Annotated in this window: 11 protein-coding genes; 9 read left to right on the plus strand and 2 right to left on the minus strand. The window is 57.1% G+C overall.

Going from position 1 to position 19,172, the window contains the following annotated elements:
- Nucleotides 1-74: 74 nt before the first annotated feature.
- Complete coding sequence (locus tag HH302_RS03810; RefSeq protein ID WP_172198396.1) at nt 75-3,416, minus strand: DUF2126 domain-containing protein; 3,342 nt, start codon at nt 3,414-3,416, stop codon at nt 75-77.
- A 248-nt stretch (nt 3,417-3,664) separates the two neighbouring features.
- On the opposite strand from HH302_RS03810, the gene HH302_RS03815 reads away from it, so the two are divergent.
- Nucleotides 3,665-4,567, plus strand: a complete 903-nt coding sequence (locus HH302_RS03815; protein ID WP_172198398.1) for a hypothetical protein — start codon at nt 3,665-3,667, stop codon at nt 4,565-4,567.
- Nucleotides 4,568-4,582: 15 nt separating this feature from the next.
- Here the strand turns inward: HH302_RS03815 and HH302_RS03820 are convergent, their stop codons facing one another.
- Nucleotides 4,583-5,407 carry a hypothetical protein gene (locus HH302_RS03820; RefSeq protein WP_253945985.1) on the minus strand — a complete coding sequence of 275 codons (825 nt, stop codon included), beginning with the start codon at nt 5,405-5,407 and terminating at the stop codon, nt 4,583-4,585.
- Nucleotides 5,408-5,621: 214 nt separating this feature from the next.
- Between HH302_RS03820 and HH302_RS03825 the strand changes: the two genes are divergently transcribed.
- The 8 genes from HH302_RS03825 (at nt 5,622) to rfbG (ending at nt 19,172) form a co-directional block, all read left to right on the plus strand.
- The gene (locus tag HH302_RS03825) at nt 5,622-6,629 is read left to right on the plus strand and encodes an NAD-dependent epimerase (RefSeq protein WP_172198400.1); all 1,008 of its coding nucleotides are present in this window, start codon (nt 5,622-5,624) and stop codon (nt 6,627-6,629) included.
- Nucleotides 6,630-6,698: 69 nt separating this feature from the next.
- Nucleotides 6,699-8,138, plus strand: a complete 1,440-nt coding sequence (locus HH302_RS03830) for a mannose-1-phosphate guanylyltransferase/mannose-6-phosphate isomerase (RefSeq protein ID WP_172198402.1) — start codon at nt 6,699-6,701, stop codon at nt 8,136-8,138.
- Nucleotides 8,135-8,929: an ABC transporter permease gene (locus HH302_RS03835; protein ID WP_172198405.1), complete on the plus strand. Its 795-nt coding sequence runs from the start codon at nt 8,135-8,137 to the stop codon at nt 8,927-8,929. Before HH302_RS03830 ends, HH302_RS03835 begins: the two co-directional genes overlap by 4 nt.
- Nucleotides 8,929-10,230 (plus strand): ABC transporter ATP-binding protein, encoded by a 1,302-nt coding sequence (locus HH302_RS03840; protein WP_172198407.1) that lies wholly within the window; start codon nt 8,929-8,931, stop codon nt 10,228-10,230. Before HH302_RS03835 ends, HH302_RS03840 begins: the two co-directional genes overlap by 1 nt.
- Nucleotides 10,231-10,335: 105 nt before the next feature.
- Nucleotides 10,336-12,135, plus strand: coding sequence for a hypothetical protein (locus HH302_RS03845; RefSeq protein ID WP_172198409.1), 1,800 nt, complete (start codon nt 10,336-10,338; stop codon nt 12,133-12,135).
- Between the two features lie 2 nt (nt 12,136-12,137).
- Nucleotides 12,138-14,291: a methyltransferase domain-containing protein gene (locus tag HH302_RS03850; protein WP_253946042.1), complete on the plus strand. Its 2,154-nt coding sequence runs from the start codon at nt 12,138-12,140 to the stop codon at nt 14,289-14,291.
- A complete protein-coding gene (locus tag HH302_RS03855) occupies nt 14,291-18,106 on the plus strand; it encodes a glycosyltransferase (protein ID WP_172198415.1) in 3,816 nt (1,271 codons plus the stop codon). The genes HH302_RS03850 and HH302_RS03855 overlap by 1 nt, the downstream gene beginning before the upstream one ends.
- A complete protein-coding gene (gene rfbG, locus HH302_RS03860) occupies nt 18,084-19,172 on the plus strand; it encodes a CDP-glucose 4,6-dehydratase (RefSeq protein WP_172198418.1) in 1,089 nt (362 codons plus the stop codon). Before HH302_RS03855 ends, rfbG begins: the two co-directional genes overlap by 23 nt.

Raw genomic sequence — 19,172 nt, forward strand, 5'->3', positions numbered from 1 at the left:
CGCTAGGCCGACGGGTGAGGGCAGGTTACCCGAACCGCAATCCGGGTGGTGGTTTCGCCGTGCCCCAGGCAAATTCAGCGCCGCCGCAGATCCAGGGTGAACGGGAACTCCCCCTGTGCCGGGGCCGGTGCCAGCCGCATTTCGCCCGGTGTATAGCCGATGCGGAAGAAGCGCGCGAGGCGCCGGCTTTCGGCTTCGTAGGCGTTGACCGGGAAGGTCTCGTAGTTGCGCCCGCCGGGGTGGGCAACATGGTACTGACAGCCGCCAAGGCTGCGCTGCATCCAGGTGTCGACCAGGTCGAAGGTCAGCGGGCCATGCACGCCAATCGTCGGGTGCAGGCATGAAGCCGGCTGCCAGGCGCGGTAGCGCACGCCCGCGACGAATTCGCCGACCTTGCCCGTGGGGTGCAGCGGGACCGGAGTGCCGTTGACGGTGAGGCAGAAACGGTCGGGCGCCATACCGGCGACTTTGACCTGCAGCCGTTCAACCGAGGAGTCGACATAGCGCACGGTGCCGCCGACGGCGCCTTCCTCACCCATTACATGCCAGGGCTCCAGTGCGGTGCGCAGCTCAAGCTCCATGCCTTTCACCGCCAGATCACCGATCTTCGGGAAGCGGAACTCCATGTGCGGTGCGAACCATTCAGGCTGGATCGGATAGCCGGCGAGTTGCATGTCTTCAACCACGTCGCGTATGTCCTGCTCGACGAAGTGCGGTAGCAGGAAGCGGTCGTGCAGTTCGGTACCCCAGCGCACCAGGCGCGGCGGGGCGTAGGGCTGTTGCCAGAAGCGCGCGATCATCGAGCGCAGCAGCAGTTGCTGCGTGAGGCTCATGCGCGAATGTGGTGGCATTTCAAAGGCTCGCAGCTCGAGCAAACCGAGCCGCCCAGTCGGGCCGTCTGGCGAGTAGAGCTTGTCGATACAGAACTCGGCGCGGTGGGTGTTGCCGGTGACGTCGATCAACAGATTGCGCAGGATGCGGTCGGCAAGCCAGGGCGGGCAGTTGCCGCCACGCGCGAGGCGTTCGATCTCGCCGAACGCGATTTCCATCTCGTAGACCGAGTCGTTGCGCGCCTCGTCGATACGCGGTGCCTGCGAGGTGGGGCCGATGAACAGCCCGGAGAACAGATACGAGAGGGCAGGGTGGTTGTGCCAGTAGCTGACCAGGCTGCGCAGCAGATCGGGCCGACGCAGGAAGGGTGAGTCCAGCGCGGTTTCGCCGCCCAGCACGAAGTGGTTGCCGCCGCCGGTGCCGGTGTGGCGGCCATCGATCATGAATTTCTCGGTGGTCAGCCGGCATTCACGCGCCGTGTCGTAGAGATGCGTCGTGCGGTCAACAAGCTCATCCCACGAAGTGGCCGGGTGGATGTTGACCTCGATGACGCCCGGGTCGGGCGTCACACGGAAGTGTGCGAGTTGCGGGTCGCGCGGGGGCTCATAGCCTTCGAGCAGCACGGGCGTGTGCAGGGCTTCGGCCGTGGCTTCGACGACCGCGACGAGTTCGAGGTAGTCCGCGAGCTCGCTGGTGGGTGGCATGAAGATGTAGAGCACGCCGTTGCGGGCTTCTGCACACATGGCCGTGCGTGTGATCCAGCCCGCGCTTTCCTTGGGTTGAGGGCGTCGTGCGTTGCTCGCCGGTGTGTCATTCGCGGCGGCGAGGCCGAGCAGGGCGTCCGCCACCGGTTGTAGCGGCACCGGGGGGCGCGTCTGCTGCCGAAGTGCTGCGTGCGGGGGAAGCGGGGCGGGCCGTTGCGCCGGGTCCGCCGCGTGAATCCAGGGATAGTCGGTTGCGCTGGCCCAGGGCTGTGAGTCGAGCGGCAGGCGATAGCCGAGCGGCGAATCGCCGGGGATCAGGTAGCAGCGTTCCGAGCGCAGGAACCATGGCCCGCTTTGCCAACGGTTGCCCCCCGTTGCGCGGGCGACGGGCAAGGCGTAGCCCGCGACCTTCTTGAGGCCCTGGGTAAACACGCGCATCAGGCGATCGCGCTCAAGCGGATCGTCCAGCCGAGAATCGAGGGGATCGACGTTGCCCGGCAGGCGGCGCTCGCGCCACATGTAGTAGAAGCTGTCCTCAAACGCGGGGAAGACAAACTCCGGATCCAGCGCAAGGCGCTCTGCGATGCCGCGAAGGAAGCGGCCGGCGAGGATGTCATCGGCGTTGCCCGGTTTGGACTCGTCCGCGATCAACGCAGGGTCGCGCCAGATCGGCTCACCGTCCTTGCGCCAGAAACAGTTGAGTGACCAGCGCGGCAATTGTTCGCCGGGGTACCACTTGCCCTGGCCGAAATGCACCAGCCCCTTTGCCGCATAGCGCTCGCGCATACGGTGGTAAAGGTTGGCTGCGAGGCGTTTCTTGTCCGGCCCCATCGCGGCGGTGTTCCATTCGGCACCATCCGGATCGTCGATCGATACGAAGGTCGGCTCGCCGCCCATCGTAAGGCGGACGTCCATCGCCTTGAGCTTGGCGTCGACATCGTGTCCCAGCGCTTCGATGGCCGCCCACTGGTCATCCGTGTAGGGCTTGGTCACCCGGGGAGCTTCCCAGATGCGCGTGACTTTCATTTCGTGCCCGAACGTCACTTCGCACTTGTCGAGTGCGCCGGTGATCGGTGCGGCAGAAGACGGCTCCGGCGTGCAGGCGAGCGGGATGTGGCCTTCGCCCGCGAAGAGCCCTGAGGTCGGGTCGAGCCCGATCCAGCCGGCGCCGGGCAGGTACACCTCGCACCATGCATGCAGGTCGGTGAAGTCCACATCGGTGCCGGAAGGGCCGTCGAGCGACTTCTGGTCTGCCGTCAGTTGGATCAGGTATCCGGATACAAAACGTGCCGCGAGCCCGAGGTGGCGCAGCAACTGAACCAGCAGCCAAGCTGAATCCCGACACGAGCCGCTCGCCTTGGTGAGTGTTTCCTCCGGCGTCTGCACGCCCGGTTCGAGCCGGATCAGATAGCTGATGTCCTGTTGCAGCCGCTGGTTCACCGCGACAAGGAAGTCGACGCTGGCGGTTGGCTCGCGCGAGATCGTCGCGAGGTATTGCTCGAAGCGCGGACCGCAGTCCCGCTTGGCCTGGTACGGCGCCAGTTCGATCTGCTGCGCGGTGTCGTATTCAAACGGGATCTTCTCGGCACGGGGCTCCAGGAAGAAGTCGAAGGGGTTGATCACCGACATTTCGGCGACCAGGTCAACCTCCACCCGCAGCTGCTTGGTTTTCTCAGGAAAGACCAAGCGTGCAAGGTAGTTGGACTGGGGGTCCTGCTGCCAGTTGATGAAGTGCTGCTCGGGCTGCACCTTCAACGAATACGACAGGATCCGCGTGCGGCTATGCGGCGCAGGGCGCAACCGGATGACCTGGGGGCCAAGATTGATCGGGCGGTCGTAGTCGTATGTTGTGACGTGGTGCAGCGCTACGTGGATCGACATCGCTCGGCTCTCGTCGCTGGCGGGGATTCGCATTCGCTGACTAGCAAGGAGCGAACCAGCGCGCATACACCCCTTGTGGCGGCACTGGAACGGGGCGCGCGCGGTTGCTGGGTGTGCCAATGCACCGTCCTAAGGCATGTCTGCACCGGCAGGTGGCGCTCGTCGTGCGGCGATCTAGACTGAAATGGTGGCATTGGGGCCGCGCGGTCGTGCGGCCAACGGATCGAACGAATCAGGGAGGCAAGATCATGGGCACGCAGGTCACCCAAGCGGCATTCGGGCGCAGCGCAGGCCGACAACTTCCGTTCTCAGAGGGGCTCGATCGTATCGAGGACGTGCCCGAGGTCTTCCGCGCGCCGCTCGTGGCCCGCTTTGGCGCAACGCCGCCACGCGCGATCATCCATACGCCACTGTTTGATACCTACGGTTTGTGCATTGACGAGAACCTGTTGGCGGTTGGCGACGGCTTCTGGTTTGCCGCGTTTGTCGCCAATGGCGAAGTCAGGTTGTACGAGGCGCGCTTTGCCGAAACGAGACTGGTGACGTTCTCGCAATTATTGCTTCACGGCGAGTTGCGGCTCGATTCGGGTGATCCCAGCAGCAGTTGCGTGATCGCGTTCAACATGGTGGTCTCTGATCTCTTCCGCGCTGTGGTTCGTATGGTGCTGGATGGATTTCCCGATCCATTTGTGCCGGCCGCCCGCGTGGATGTCGCGGCGGAGTCCGTCGACGCGCTGTCGTTCAAGCTGCGCAGTGCGCTGCAGGAATCCGCACCCAGCAGCGGGCCTTTGCTCGGGCTGGCGAGTTGGCAGGCCGCCGCGTCTGGCCGGCGGTCGCGCGACCCGGCACCGGCGGGGTTGCTGGCAGCCACCGCACGCTGTCTGTTTGCGATTCTTGACGCCCTGCCTCCGCGGGAGGGGCAGCCTCACGGGAGTCTCGATCGTTGGGGCAAGGTCGTAACCTATGTGAACCGCGGCTTCCCGGTTGCGTGGACGCTGAGCAGCGTCGAATATGGGTCAGAGCTTTGCCTGCTGATCGGCCATGGCCGCGCGGCCAGCGTACGCGTCGGGCTGCCATCCGCCGCAGTGCTGGCTGTGGAGCGCCTGCTTGAGCGTTTGCACGAACCGCCCGCTCCGACGTCGATGCGCTGACCACAGGCTCGATCGTTAAGGGCGCAGCAAGCCGATCTCGCGCGCAGTCTGTTCGCCGATCAGGCATTGCGCGAGGCTTCGCGGCTGTTCGGGCGGTGCGCTGAACCCCGGCAGCCGCCCGGCCATCAGCTCACAAAAGCGCTGCGGCAGCCGAGGCGTCGCAAGGGGTTCGGCGTAGCCGGACGGATAGATTGGCTCCAGCGTGGCAGGGTCGTATTTATCCGTCGCCCCCAGCGTGTGCAATAGCTCGTGGGCAATGACCACCGCGTTGCTCCGTTGCATCGCCTTGTCCGCAAACACATGCGCAATCGCGATCTGCCCGCGCTGTAGCCCGTGTGAGGTCGGTACCCTGCCGGCGCTCCCGTCGTGATACACGACAAACAGACGGACATTGGGGCGCAGGGTGGGGGTTGGCAGGCGCCATACCCACCAACGCATCTTCAGGCTCCAAAACACTGAATCGAGCACGCCCGGTCGTTCGGGCTGTAATGGCGGTAGTGTGTTCAGTGCTTGCTGCAGGTTGAGCCGCACCGGCTGCAGGGTTGGCACCTCGTATCGCTTCACCTCTTCGGCGATGAACTGTTCGATGTCGACGAAGCTGTCGGCCTCCAGCGCCTGAATGCGCTGCGCTGCGGCGGAACTACCGTCGCCGTTAATCGGGTACACCGCGACTTGCAGCGTGTCGCGCCAGCTTGTTGCGGCGCGCTGTGCGCGCCACGTCTCCAGCGCGACGGTAGCCAGAATGAGTAGCAGGACCGTGATTCGGATGCGTTTCCACATGCGGCCGATGATGCCACGAGGCGCAGCAAACCCCCGCCGGCGCGTGTTCTTGATCTGCAACAGTCTCACTGCCGGCGCAGTTTTGCCTGTTACCGGCCCTGTGAGATAATCCGCGCCGCACTGCAGCACGCTGGTCGGAGCCTGGTCGGGGTGATGCAACAATTCGGCAGGTATCCGCTAGAGATACTAACCGTTCAACTTCTCTCCCCGAGGCCGACTGTTTCGTGACTTCGTCACGGAACGGGTACGCCATTGAGGGATCAGGTGGCCCGCAATGAAAGTACTCGTAACCGGTGCAGCCGGCTTTATCGGCATGCACACCAGCCTGCGCTTGCTCGAGCGCGGCGATGTTGTCGTTGGTCTTGATAACCTCAACGACTACTACGACCCCCAGCTCAAGCGCGACCGCCTAGCGCGACTGACCCCGCATCCGAATTTCCGCTTCGTCCTGATGGACGTTGCCGATCGTCCGTCGATCGAGAAACTGTTCGCCGAAGAGAAGTTCGACCGCGTTGTGCACCTGGCGGCGCAAGCCGGCGTGCGCTACTCGTTGATCAACCCGCACGCCTATATCGAATCCAATATCGTTGGCTTCACCAACATTCTCGAAGGCTGCCGCCATACGAAGGTGCAGCACCTCGTCTACGCCAGCAGTTCAAGCGTTTACGGCGGCAACGAGAAGATGCCGTTCTCCGAGTCTGACAGCGTCGACCACCCGGTCAGCCTCTACGCTGCGACGAAGAAGGCCAACGAGTTGATGGCCCACACTTACAGCCATCTATACGGCCTGCCGACCACCGGTCTGCGCTTCTTTACCGTATACGGCCCCTGGGGCCGGCCGGACATGGCCTTGTTCCTCTTCACCAAAGCTATCCTTGAGGGCCGTCCGATCGACGTCTTCAACTACGGCAAGATGCAACGCGATTTCACCTACGTCGACGACATTGTCGAGGGCGTAATCCGTACGCTTGAACGTCCTGCTGAGCCCAATGCGAATTTCGATCCGCAGAATCCTGACCCAGCCACTGCTCGTGCGCCCTACCGCGTGTTCAACATTGGCAATCAAGGCCCAGTCGAATTAATGGCCTTTGTCGAGGCAATCGAGACAGCTTTGGGGCTGAAGGCCGAAAAGAACCTCCTTCCGATTCAGCCGGGTGACGTGCCGGCGACGTACGCCGATGTTTCCGCGCTAACCGCATGGACGAGCCATCGGCCTGCAACAGCGATCGAGGCGGGTGTGGCGAGATTCGTCGACTGGTACCGCGGTTACTACGCTTCGTAGGCATCAAATTCTCAGCTACTGTCTTTTGACAATAGCTGCCCTCTCTTTCTCATTTGCTCAACCTAGATCATGGCAATTCAGGCAGTTATTCTTTCGGGCGGCTCCGGTACCCGCATGTGGCCCGCGTCTCGCGAGTCATATCCCAAGCAACTCCTCGCGCTGGCTTCGTCGAACACGATGCTTCAAGAGACGGCAATGCGACTCGATGGGTTGGCCAATGCACTCGATAAGACGATTGTTGTTACCAACGACGACTATCGATTCGTAATTGCCGAGCAGTTGCGTCAAATTGGCAAACAAGGCTGCATCGTTCTTGAGCCTGTTGGCCGTAACACTGCCCCAGCCTTAACGCTTGCCGCACTGGCTTCGCGTCGTAATGGTGAGGACCCGGTGTTACTGGTCATGCCCGCGGACCACGTAATTCAAGATTTGGAAGCGTTTCAGGCTGCCATACAGGATGGCGCACGCCAAGCTGAAGCCGGGGCTTTTGTGACGTTTGGGATTGTTCCGGATCGACCCGAAACCGGATATGGGTACATTCGCACGGGGGCGAGCGTTACAGAAAATTCCGCCGCGCTTGAACTCGCGGCTTTTGTCGAGAAACCGAACGCCGAGACGGCCCAGCGCTACGTTAGCAGTGGCGACTATCTCTGGAATAGCGGTATTTTTGTTCTCAAGGCGAGTCGCTGGCTCGACGCCATCGAGCACTTCAATCCTGAAATGGCTGCGGCTTGCCGGGCGGCGATCGCAGTTGCGAAAGACGACGGTGAGTTCATTCGGGTCGATAAGGACGCCTTTCTTCGTAGTCCGTCAGACTCGATCGATTATGCCGTTATGGAGCCTTTGTCAGGGGCTGCACACCTCGGGCGGGGGGTCGTTATCCCTCTTTCGGCAGGGTGGTCGGATGTCGGCGCTTGGGACGCACTCTGGCAGGTGAGCGATAAGGACGAGTCCGGTAACGCAATCCGTGGCAACGCGATGCTTGAGAACTGCGAAGACAGTTTCGTATTTGCCGAATCGCGCTTGGTTGCGGGTATTGGCCTCAAAGATGTGGTCGTTGTTGAAACGCCTGATGCCGTAATGGTCGCCCATAAGAACAATACCCAAGACGTCAAGAAGATCGTCGCTCGGCTCAAGGCCGACGGAAAAACACTTGCCCAGAACCACCGCAAGGTCTATCGGCCGTGGGGCTGGTACGACAGCATTGACCTTGGCGACCGCTTTCAGGTTAAGCGCATCGGCGTTAACCCGGGTGCCAAGCTGAGTCTTCAAATGCACCACCATCGAGCTGAGCATTGGATCGTTGTGAGTGGCACCGCAGAAGTGACCAATGGCGACAAAGTAATGCTATTAGCGGAGAATCAGTCAACTTACATTCCGTTGGGTACTACTCATCGCCTATCAAATCCGGGAAAGGTTCCACTTGAAATCATTGAGGTTCAGTCTGGATCCTATCTCGGCGAAGACGATATTGTGCGATTTGAAGATACTTACGGGCGTTGCGAATGATTCAATTGTTTCGAGCTCTGTGGGCCTATCGAGGCTTCATTCTCGGTAGTGTAAGGCGGGAGTTTCAGCTCAAATACAGCAACTCCATCCTTGGTGCGGCTTGGAATGTCCTCAATCCGCTGGCCATGATCGCGGTCTATACCGTCATTTTCTCGGAAGTGATGCGGGCAAGATTGCCCGGGGTTGATAGCTCTTACGCCTATAGTGTCTATCTATGTGCTGGACTGCTGACTTGGGGGTTGTTTGCTGAAATTGTGGGTAGAGGGCAGACGGTATTTCTCGATAACGCCAATCTTCTTAAGAAGTTGAGCTTTCCGCGCATGTGCCTGCCTGTTGTGATTGTTTGTAGTGCAGGACTCAATTTCGCGATTGTCTTTGCCTTGTTCTCCCTTTTTTTGGTCGTTTCAGGAAACTTTCCCGGCGTAGTGTATTTGGCGGTCATTCCGCTCACGTTGATTCTCGTCGCCTTTTCGGTTGGGCTAGGCGTGACACTGGGCGTGCTCAATGTTTTTTTTCGTGACATCGCCCAGTTCTTTGGAATTTTTCTTACCTTTTGGTTCTGGTTGACGCCCATTGTGTATCCGATGTCAACGGTTCCAGATAGCGTGCGTCCATTTCTATCCTGGAATCCCATGGCAGGACTGATCGGGGCATATCAGGGCGTTTTCGTATTTGGGCAATGGCCGCAATGGCAGGCTCTATGCCCTGCCGCTATTGCTGCAATAGCGTTCTGTGTGGTTGGGCTGGCCCTATTTCGCCAGCATGCCGGTGAAATTGTGGATGAGCTTTAATGGGTACCATTTCAGTAATTAACTTAGGCAAGGCTTACAAGCAATACCCGGACCGTTGGTCGCGACTGCTTGAGTGGATCTCTCCGGGAGGGAGATCACGCCATGCTTTGAGGTGGGTGCTAAATGGCGTCTCATTTGAAGTAAGTCCGGGTGAGGCCGTTGGTATTGTAGGACTAAACGGCGCTGGCAAGAGCACTCTACTAAAGGTCATTACGGGCACTACAAAGCCCACAACAGGAAGTGTCCGTGTTGAGGGGCGCGTATCTGCCCTGCTGGAGTTGGGGATGGGCTTTCATCCAGACTTCACCGGGCGGCAAAATGCTGTCATGGCAGGGCAGATACTCGGTTTTAGCCCTGAGCAAATGGCGAAATTGCTGCCGGAAATTGAGGCGTTCGCGGAGATCGGTGAATATATTGACCAGCCGGTTCGAGTCTATTCGAGCGGTATGCAAGTTCGGCTTGCGTTTAGTGTCGCAACGGCAATTCGTCCAGATGTATTGATTGTTGATGAGGCTTTGTCGGTTGGGGATAAGTATTTTTCGCAGAAGTCATTTAATAGAATACAGACATTCCTTGACCAAGGTACAACGTTGTTATTCGTCTCTCACGATGCTACCGCCGTAAAAGCGCTGTGTGATCGTGCGGTTTTGTTGGAGCAAGGGCGGGTTTCTATCATCGCAGATCCGGAAACGGTAATTGATTACTATAATGGGCTCCTCCTTGAGGGGGCAAACAAGCTTGCTGCGAATAGGCCTGAGCCGGTTGTGGTGAGAGCTGCTGGTGAAACGGATACTGTTGAGACTTTTAAAGCGCGGCACGTCGAAGGCTTTAGAGAAATGCACCCACAAATCGATACTGGAGAGGTTGGGTTGCTTGACTTCCGTGTCGTCGATGAGGTAGGGAGGGCTGTCTGCGCGGTAACCACGGGAAGATGGATTTCTGTTGAGTACCTCGTTCAGGCTAATGCCGATCTCGATCAGCTATATTTTGGAGTTTCTCTCAGGGACTCCCTTGCGATTTCGGTATTTAATACGAACTCTTACGCATTAGGTAAGCCTCCGGTTTGTTTGAAGAAAGGCGGGGTTTGCAGGGTTACGTTTTCAATGCGTGTACCTCTGCAGGTCGGGAACTATGGTTTGTGCATGGGTGTGGCGTCAGTCGGCTTGGCGTCTGGTGGGTTTGAGCGCTACTTGCTCAACATGGTAAATGCTGAGGTTTTGGAAATCCTCGGAACGGGTGAGGCACCACGGTTTGGCGGAGTCGTAGATTTGTCTCCTAGGTTTGCTTGTTCGATCGATTAAGGCCCAGCGATGCGTTTTATAACCATAACGACAGAATGCTACGCGTTGCATGCGGCTCGGCTCGTTAAAAGCATTAGGCGGATTCATTCCGATGCCGAGATTTGTGTGTATACCGATTGTGCTGATATTGGCTCCTATTTTCAGTCTATTGGTGCTGAGTTCTTTGTTTTGCCTGAGATTGAATTGCTTGGGGTGAAGAGGGCAAAGTTTTCGGCGTACGCACACGCAGCCAAAAGTGGTGGTTTTGTATATCTTGATGCGGATGTGATTGTTCTTCAGACGCTAGATGCGTTTGACGGAGTATCAAACTTTACCGCCTGTCGAGATGACCTGAGTGAGTGTGACTTTGTTCGTGACCGGATGCGGCCTTGGGAGAATCATCCTGATTGCTCAGGGGCAAGGTATTTTAATAGTGGGGTTTTTGCGGTTCCTGCCGGATTGGGCTGGTTCTTTGAAAAGATCAGGTTGGAGTCATTGGATGACCGGGATTGGGAGGGTGCGATTGTTCCTGGCAAGCTATATGACAACCACTATCTGTGTCTTAAGATTGTTCAAAACGATGTTGATGTGGATTTTGTTTCAGAGGTCAAGTACAACTGGCAGGGATTCCGCCGCTTTGGAGAGCTCAATTGTTATGTGAGCGAGGAGGGGGTTCTCTGCAATAGAGGCGATGGTGGCTTGTTGCATCTAGTGCACTTCGCCGGCGTTCGCGATATCGATCGTTATATTTCGACGCTCCCCGCAGAAATTGCGGACATACTGGCCCGTTCTCTTGGTTCCAACCATGTTGGTGTGTTGGAGCTGATGAACTCTGCAGCATGTATTAATGTTGGGGTGGACTTGCGATCAAAACTCAATTTGATCAGCGCCATGACGACGCCGTCGGGCGTAGAAGCCCTATTTCCGGGCGCGGATGTTCCCGTCCTGGGGAATCATGGCGCCGCAGCTTCAATAGTATTTTCAACTAATGAAACCGGGTTTGTTTGGAACGGATTGAAGTGTGGTTCGGCCTATCTGTCGGCCGAAGAGTATGTGTCTTTGCGGGAGTTCATCAAGCGCCAGAATATTGAGTCGGTTCTCGAGTTCGGTGCCGGCTACACGACCGTGCTGTTTGCGAGCCTAGTCAAGACGCAACTGGCGATTGAGGGGTGGGAAGGGCCGTGGCTTGAGTTTGCGCGTTCAAGGGGTTGCAACGCCAAGTTGGTTGAGTTTGTTTCAGATAAGGGATTTTCTGAGTACGAACTTGCGGAGGCGGTGGCCTGTGCGCTGTCGGGAACTGGAAAACGCTTGGTTTTCATCGATTCCCCACCTGGAAAAGCAAATCGGGCTGTTGTCACCGAGCAGATAATTCGTTACGCGTCGGATGCTGACTTCTATGTGGTTCACGATTCTGTGCGTGATTCGGAGAACGTATTTCGCCTCGCCGCGGCTCTCGATCTGAGGGTTGTCGGGCATTTTGCTTCTTTGCGAGGGATGACTTTCTTGGCGCGTAGATCATTAGCCGATATTGCAATGGAGCCGGAAACGGTTGGTGCGCTGGACGGGGTTTCGCACATTCGATTTGAGGTTCGGGTCGAGGAGTTAGAGATAGGCGCAGACGGCTCACGTCGAATTTTCGTAACGCTTTGCAATCACGGCGATGTGACTATCCCTTCGGCGGGGCAGGATGGTTTGCGGTTTTCGTTACACCTTTATGGCTCGGATGGCAAGCTCGTAGAGTGGGATACACCGCGGTATTCGCTTCCGGTTTGTTTGGCTCCAGAAGACGCAGTGTCGTTTTGGATGGACATACGTGCGGACTATTCGAATGTGGCCTTCGCGGGCTGTGATTTCGTAAAAGAGGGCGAGTTTTGGTGGTCGCGCATAGCCGGTGTGCCTGCCCCCGTGATTGAGTTGAGAGTTTGAAGATGTCGGATAGCTGCGAGTTGGGCGACGCGGGCTTCTATCGTGCATTTGAGGATCGCTATCGGGGATCTCGTGAACTTATTACCGATCGATTGTCAGCTTACCTGCCGTTTGTGAAGCCGTTATTGGAGATTTATCCTGCGGCGCGCGCCGTCGATTTGGGTTGTGGGCGGGGAGAGTGGCTTGAGGTGCTGTCAGCTGCTGGATTCAAGCCTGTGGGCGTCGACCTAGATCCAGGCATGCTGCGTGACTGTCACCAACTGGGTTTAGATGTGGTGCAGGGGGAGGGTATCGCCTATCTCTCCGCCCTGCCAGGTGAGAGTCAAGCCGTTGTGTCGGCATTTCATGTTGTTGAACACATTAGTTTTGACTGTTTGCGGTCATTGGTTGCAGAAGCTATGCGGGTTCTTGTGCCTGGCGGTCTTCTGATTATGGAAACGCCGAATCCCGAGAACCTGATCGTTGCTACCCGGAATTTCTATCTTGACCCCACACACCAGCGCCCAATTCCACCTGATCTGCTGGCTTTTGTGCCGGAATACTATGGTTACGGCCGGGTAAAAGTCCTTCGGCTACAGGAGCCCCCGGGCATTCTTGCTAGCGAAGGCTTGACCCTCAACGACGTGTTCTCCGGAGCCAGTCCTGACTACGCAGTCGTTGCACAGAAACAGGGCGATGAGCACCTATTCAAAGCGCTTGATGCGTGTTTCGATCAAGAGTTCGGCGTGAGCCTAGAGGCTCTCTCGTCTCACTACGATTCGCGTATTGCTACGATGCTTCAACGCTCCGAATCTCTTGCGCAAACAGCAGAAGCTCGCGTCCAACAAGGGCTCACCTGGCTGGCGGAAGCCCGGCGTGACTATGCCAGTGCGGTGGAACGTAATGCAGTGCAACTCGCTGAACTGCACCGGCAATACTCCGTGCGGGTGCAGGCAGCTGAGGATGTGGCTGTCGCTCGAACGAAGGCCGAAATGCTTGCGGCGCAGATTGCGGTTGAGCAAAACCGTACAGCTCAAATCGAAGCGGAGATTCAACAGATCCGCGCCGCGGAAGTCCGAACGCGAGAGCAACTTCAGCTCGCTCGTGAGCAGGCAGCAATCGCTGGCGCGCGAGCTCAGGCCGAGGCGGAACTTCTATCTGTGCAAGTGGGCAGAGCGCAAGACCGAATCGTCGAGCTGGAAGGCCAATGCCAGCGTTGGCAGGAGCGTTTTGCCGAACGTGCGGCGGAGTCGCACGCGTCCCTGCTTGCTTCCGAGGTGCGGTTGGCGCAAAGCGAAGCGCGCGTGAGTAGTCTGACGGCGCAGACATTGAGTTTGAGTGAGGCCCTGGAGGAACAGCGAATACTTCGCGAGGCGGCAGAGTCGGGTTATCAGGTTCTGAGTCGTCGGATAGACGAAGAGAGAGTCTCAGCACATGCCAGGGAATTAGAGCTCTTGGCTGGTAGAGACGATGCAGAACAACGTTGTGCTCAACTCGCCAGGCAGGTAGCGCAACGTGATAGTAAATGTGACGAGTTGCAGCAGCAGCTTTCGGCGGCATCGGACGCCAATCATCGCCACTGGATGCTTTGTCGAGAGCAGGAAAATGCGCTGGAACTGGCCAATGAACACTGCCGCAAGCTGGAGGCAGAGCTTAAGTCGGTTCATGGCGCCAACCACCACCATTGGCAACTGAGCGAAGCGCTAGAGAGGCAGCTACTCGCCATGCACCAAAGCACGTCTTGGCGAGTGACTGCTCCGATGCGCGTGGTTGGAACGCTGCTGAGGAAGCCGCCGAAATGGCGAGAGATCGCGAGGGACCCCATTGGCCACTCAATGCGCTATGTCTTGGCACGTCCCAGACTGAAGCGTTTCGCAGAACAAGTGCTGAGCCCTTTTCCCTCGGTGGATGCCAGGATCAAAGCGCGTCGCGCTGCGCAGATTCAGGATGACCGCCGCGTCGCGGCATATCGCAATTCAAATTCGCCTCCTAGTGTTTCTTCGAGTTCACCTATTTCGGTGGACGTCATTCCGAATGGTGAGCCGGCCCTTGATCCTATGACAATTTCGATAACCGATGCGCAGCGCCGTCTAGCGCAGACGTTGAGTCCACGCGGGCGCGAGATTTTCTTTGATTTGATTGTTGCGAGAGGTCGTGCACGAAAGGCGGGGCGCTGATGCGTATAGTGATCGACATGCAGGGGGCGCAGACCGAGAGCCGTTTCCGCGGGATTGGTCGCTACTCACTGGCGTTTGCGCAAGGAATCGCTCGTAACCGTGGTCCTCATGAGGTAATACTCGTGCTGAACGGACTGTTCCCCTCGACCATAGATCCAATCTCCGACGCTTTCAGGGGTCTGCTTCCACGCGGGAACATCAGGGTCTGGAGTGCGCCAGGGCCAACTCGCGAAGCTGATCGAGCTGCCGAGACCCAACGGCAAACTGCGGAGGTGGTGCGCGAGGCATTCATCCGTTCCTTGTGTCCGGATGTAGTCCATTTGACGAGTTTGTTCGAGGGGTTTGTCGACGACGCCGTGACATCCGTTCATGGATTTGACTCGGAAACCATTGTCAGCACCTCGCTCTACGATCTAATTCCACTTCTTAATTCTGATCAGTACCTCGCGCCCAATCCGGACTACAAGCGTTATTACGAAAGGAAGATTGGATATCTGCGCCAGGCGGACTTGCTCCTTGCCATATCCGAGTATTCCGCCGAGGAGGCGCGTCGCCACCTCGGTTCGGTTGCTGGCGATATTGTCAATGTGTCAGCCGCCATCGAGCAGTGCTTTGTTCCCACCGAGGTTCCGGAGGTGGCGAGGCAGAACCTACTCGATCGTTTTGGTGTAGACCGACCGTTCTTGCTCTATACGGGGGGGTCAGATGAAAGAAAGAACCTCCCCCGTCTGCTTCAGGCATTCGCCGTTTTGCCAGAACCCGTGCGCCAAGGACACCAACTACTACTGGCGGGAAAATTCTCTGATGGATGTCTAAAACGATTCGCCAGTGACATAAAGGTGCTCGGCCTCAGCGAGTCTTCCGTACGCTTTAGTGGCTATGTATCCGATGAAGAGTTGGTTGCTCTATATAGCCTATGCAAGCTCTTCGTGTTTCCGTCTTGGCACGAGGGTTTTGGTTTGCCGGCGCTTGAGGCAATGGCCTGCGGCGCAGCGGTTATTGCTTCTAACGCTACGAGCATTCCCGAGGTTGTCAGTATTCCCGATGCTCTTTTCGATCCGATGAATGTAAATGAAATCGCCTCGAAAATGCTAATGGCATTAACCGATGAGGGGTTCAGGCAGTGTCTACGCGAACAAGCTGCAACTCTGTCCGGTCGATTCTCATGGGATATTTCCGCGAAGCGTGCAATAGCGGCATTTGAAGGCGTGATGGCCCAGCGATCAACAATGGATCGAATAGTGCCTCGAAGGGCTCGTATGGCGCTCGTCACGCCTTTGCCGCCTGATAGGACGGGGATAGCGGACTATTGTGCAGAGCTGCTTCCGGCTCTTGCCGAATACTATGAGATTGACGTAATTGTTGCCCGGCCGCACGCAATGGGTTTCTGGGGATTGGGTAAGTTCCCGATAAGGAGCGAGGAGTGGTTCCGCAGCAATTTTCATCTTTTCGACCGCGTTCTCTACCAAGTTGGGAACTCTCCATTTCATGATCACATGTTGCAGCTGATGAAGGACGTGCCCGGAGTAGTCATGCTCCACGATTTCTTTCTCAGTGGACTGATGATGTGGCGAGAATTGGCGAATGGCGACCATCATGCTTGGTCTCGTGCGCTGTACGATTCGCACGGCATGGAACCGCTGGCAAAGAGGTTCTCTGGCTGCGATCTCGAGGAAATGAAAGCGAATTACCCGGCGAACTTTGGTGTCGTCAGTGCAGCATTGGGAGTCTTGTTGACGTCGAACTATAGTCGCGATTTGGTGACTAGGTGGTATGACGGTGTTGACGTGTCACGGCTAAAGGTCGTTCCAATGCTAAAGCCGGTTGTCGGTGTGAAGCATAGGTGCGAGGCAAAGAAAGAGCTATTTGGTCAGGCTTCCAAGTTTCTAGTCTGTTCTTTCGGCTTTCTTGATCAAACAAAGTTAAATCATCGCATCATAAAGTCATGGATTGATAGTCCGCTATCTCGCTCAAATGACTGCATGCTCGTGTTTGTTGGAGAGAACCACGGTGGGGACTACGGTGAAAACCTTCGGAAGGCAATCGCGGAATCTGGCTGTGGAGATCGAATTAGAATAACAGGCTATGCGGATACTGAACTGTTTAAAACGTATCTTGCTGCTGCTGACGTCGCTGTACAACTGCGCACAGGCACTCGGGGTGAGACGTCGGCCGCTATATACGATTGTATGGCCCATGGAGTGCCTTTGATCATCAATTCTCATGGTCCAATGGCCGAGATTGATCGTGATGCAGTATGGATGTTGGAAGATTGTTTCACGGACCAGTCACTCTGTGAGGCGCTTGATGTGCTTTGGAAGGATCGCGACAGAAGAGAGCTTCTTGGAAAGCGAGGGCTGGATCTTGTTGCCTCTTCCCACACCCCAGATATCATTGCTGGGCGATACCACACTGAAATAGAGTTCATCTATGGTCGGGCACGATTTGATTTGAGCGTCCTTGTCAAGAGGCTCGGGCAGTTAGAAATGAAGCAGGCAGATGACACAGCGCTGAGTGCGTTGGCGGAAAGTCTAGCGTTGGATTTTCCTAATAAAAAGCCGCGAAACCGTATTTTGCTCGACGTAACGGCGACATCAAGTAACGATCTTAGAACAGGCATCGAACGCGTTGCTCGCGCTGTTTCGTTGGAGCTGCTGAAGAAAGCGCCCGTAAATATGCGGGTTGAGCTTGTGCGGTTGTGTCACGAAAACGGTACGTGGGTTCATAGATATGCGAACAAATTCGCATTAAGCCTTCTGTCGTGCGATCCCGATATTCTGGAAGACGAAGTGGTTGAGGCTAGTATTGGGGACATACTGATCAATCTTGATTTGTCCGACAAATTTCCGCCAGCGGAGCGCTCGGGTTTCTATGAAGACTATCGGAGGCGGGGCGTTGAATGTCATGCCGTCGTCTTTGATGTGCTGCCAGTAACGATGCCTGATGTATTTCCGCCCGGAGCTCATGTCGGGCACTCGGAGTGGATTGATTCTGTTTCGAGGCTGGATGGAGCAATCTGCATATCGCGTGCCGTGCAGAATGAGTTGCAATCCTGGCTTCGATCTAAGGGAGGAGGGCAGAGAGTCGAGGGGAACGTCAGTTGGTTCCACTTAGGCGCAGACTTAAGTGCTTCATTTCCGACCTTAGGTATGCCGGATAACGCGTATGCACTACTCGATCGCCTGCGGCGTTCGCCGACATTCCTCATGGTCGGCACCATTGAGCCGCGCAAAGGGCATCTTCAAGTATTGGCCGCATTCTCGCAACTCTGGGCCGCGGGGGTTTCCGTGAACCTCGTTATTGTCGGGAAAGAGGGTTGGCCGGCTTTGCCGGACGACATGAGAAGAACTATTCCGGGAATTGTCTCGTCCATAAGGGGGCACGAACGGTTAGGTATGAACTTGCATTGGATTGAAATGGCGAGTGACGAATTTGTGGACGCGTTGTACTCGGCGTCCGCATGTCTCATCGCGGCTTCCGAAGGCGAAGGGTTTGGTTTGCCGCTGATTGAAGCCGCGCAGCATAAGCTGCCGATTATCGCTCGTGACATTCCTGTTTTTCGTGAAGTTGCAGGCGAGCACGCTTCCTATTTTTCTGGGCACGAGGCGGCTGCATTGTCGTCCGCGATTCAAGTATGGCTGGCTCGATACGAAGCCGGAACGCATACAAAGTCAGATGAACTGCCGTGGCTTACTTGGGGGGATAGCGCCCGCCAGTTGCTGCAGTCAGTCGCGTTGATCCCAGGGTTGGGTTCCCAGAGAAGGAACTCAGATGGCGAATCTGGAGGGAAGCATGAAGCAATTACTGAACTTTGAGCGACGCCTGCAAGGCAGGAAGATCCTGGTAACCGGCAACACGGGCTTCACCGGGAGCTGGGTGTGTCACTGGCTGGCCTTGATAGGGGCAGACTGTTGCGGTTTTTCGCTTCCAGCGGATACGCAGCCCGCGATGTTTGAGGTGACTGGGCTGTCGGGTTGTGTGAATACGGTGTACGGCGACGTTCGCGATTTCGATGCCGTACTGGATGCCATGCAGGAGATTAAGCCGGAGGTTGTGTTGCATCTGGCGGCTCAACCATTGGTGCGACGCTCTTATCGGGAGCCACTTGAAACTTTTGCTGTTAACGCTCAGGGAACAGCGCATGTTCTCGAAGCCGCGCGACGGACAGGTGTCAAAGCTGTTGTGTGCGTAACAACCGACAAGGTGTACCGGAACAACGAGTGGGATTGGCCTTATCGCGAGAATGACCCATTAGGCGGTAAGGATCCGTACAGCGCCTCTAAGGCGGCAGCGGAAATGATGATTCAGAGCTATATGGCATCTTATCCTTGGGCGGACGATAAGGGGCCGGCGGTTGCGATTGCGCGGGGAGGGAACATTATCGGCGGCGGCGATTGGTCAGAAGACCGGTTGATTCCGGACTTTGTGCGCGCGGTGGTGCAGGGGGGGGCACTTACGCTCCGCTATCCGGACGCAACTAGGCCGTGGCAACACGTCTTGGCGCTGGTTCAAGGCTATCTGATGCTATTGGCAGGTTTGCTCGATACGCCTCAGCGATATGCTCGGGCCTGGAATCTAGGGCCGCAGGATCCGAAGCAGTATTCGGTGCGCGATTTGCTTGAGCTAATGGCGGGGCACTGGGAGCGACCCGAGCTTAAATATATGGATAGCCCGCTTCCAGAAGCGCGCTCTCTAGCATTGGACAGCACTATCGCACGGAACCTTATGGGTTGGGAGCCCGCCTGGAATTCGGCGGAGGTGGCGCTGCGTTGCGCCGAGTGGTATCGCGACTACTATGCGGCGCCCGAATCCGGTCGGGCGATAACGTTGCAGCAAATCAATGCCTGGCGAACCGCCCTCCTTGACAGGAAGATTGCGTGA

The sequence above is a fragment of the Niveibacterium sp. COAC-50 genome (assembly GCF_013184235.1).
GTDB classification, from domain to species: domain Bacteria; phylum Pseudomonadota; class Gammaproteobacteria; order Burkholderiales; family Rhodocyclaceae; genus Niveibacterium; species Niveibacterium microcysteis.

What these genes read in the sequence shown, in the direction of transcription:
- HH302_RS03810 (WP_172198396.1), bottom strand. Translation starts at nt 3,416, where the DNA reads ATGTCGATCCACGTAGCGCTGCACCACGTCACAACATACGACTACGAC.
- HH302_RS03815 (WP_172198398.1), top strand. Translation starts at nt 3,665, where the DNA reads ATGGGCACGCAGGTCACCCAAGCGGCATTCGGGCGCAGCGCAGGCCGA.
- HH302_RS03825 (WP_172198400.1), top strand. Translation starts at nt 5,622, where the DNA reads ATGAAAGTACTCGTAACCGGTGCAGCCGGCTTTATCGGCATGCACACC.
- HH302_RS03830 (WP_172198402.1), top strand. Translation starts at nt 6,699, where the DNA reads ATGGCAATTCAGGCAGTTATTCTTTCGGGCGGCTCCGGTACCCGCATG.
- HH302_RS03835 (WP_172198405.1), top strand. Translation starts at nt 8,135, where the DNA reads ATGATTCAATTGTTTCGAGCTCTGTGGGCCTATCGAGGCTTCATTCTC.
- HH302_RS03840 (WP_172198407.1), top strand. Translation starts at nt 8,929, where the DNA reads ATGGGTACCATTTCAGTAATTAACTTAGGCAAGGCTTACAAGCAATAC.
- HH302_RS03850 (WP_253946042.1), top strand. Translation starts at nt 12,138, where the DNA reads ATGTCGGATAGCTGCGAGTTGGGCGACGCGGGCTTCTATCGTGCATTT.
- HH302_RS03855 (WP_172198415.1), top strand. Translation starts at nt 14,291, where the DNA reads ATGCGTATAGTGATCGACATGCAGGGGGCGCAGACCGAGAGCCGTTTC.
- rfbG (WP_172198418.1), top strand. Translation starts at nt 18,084, where the DNA reads ATGAAGCAATTACTGAACTTTGAGCGACGCCTGCAAGGCAGGAAGATC.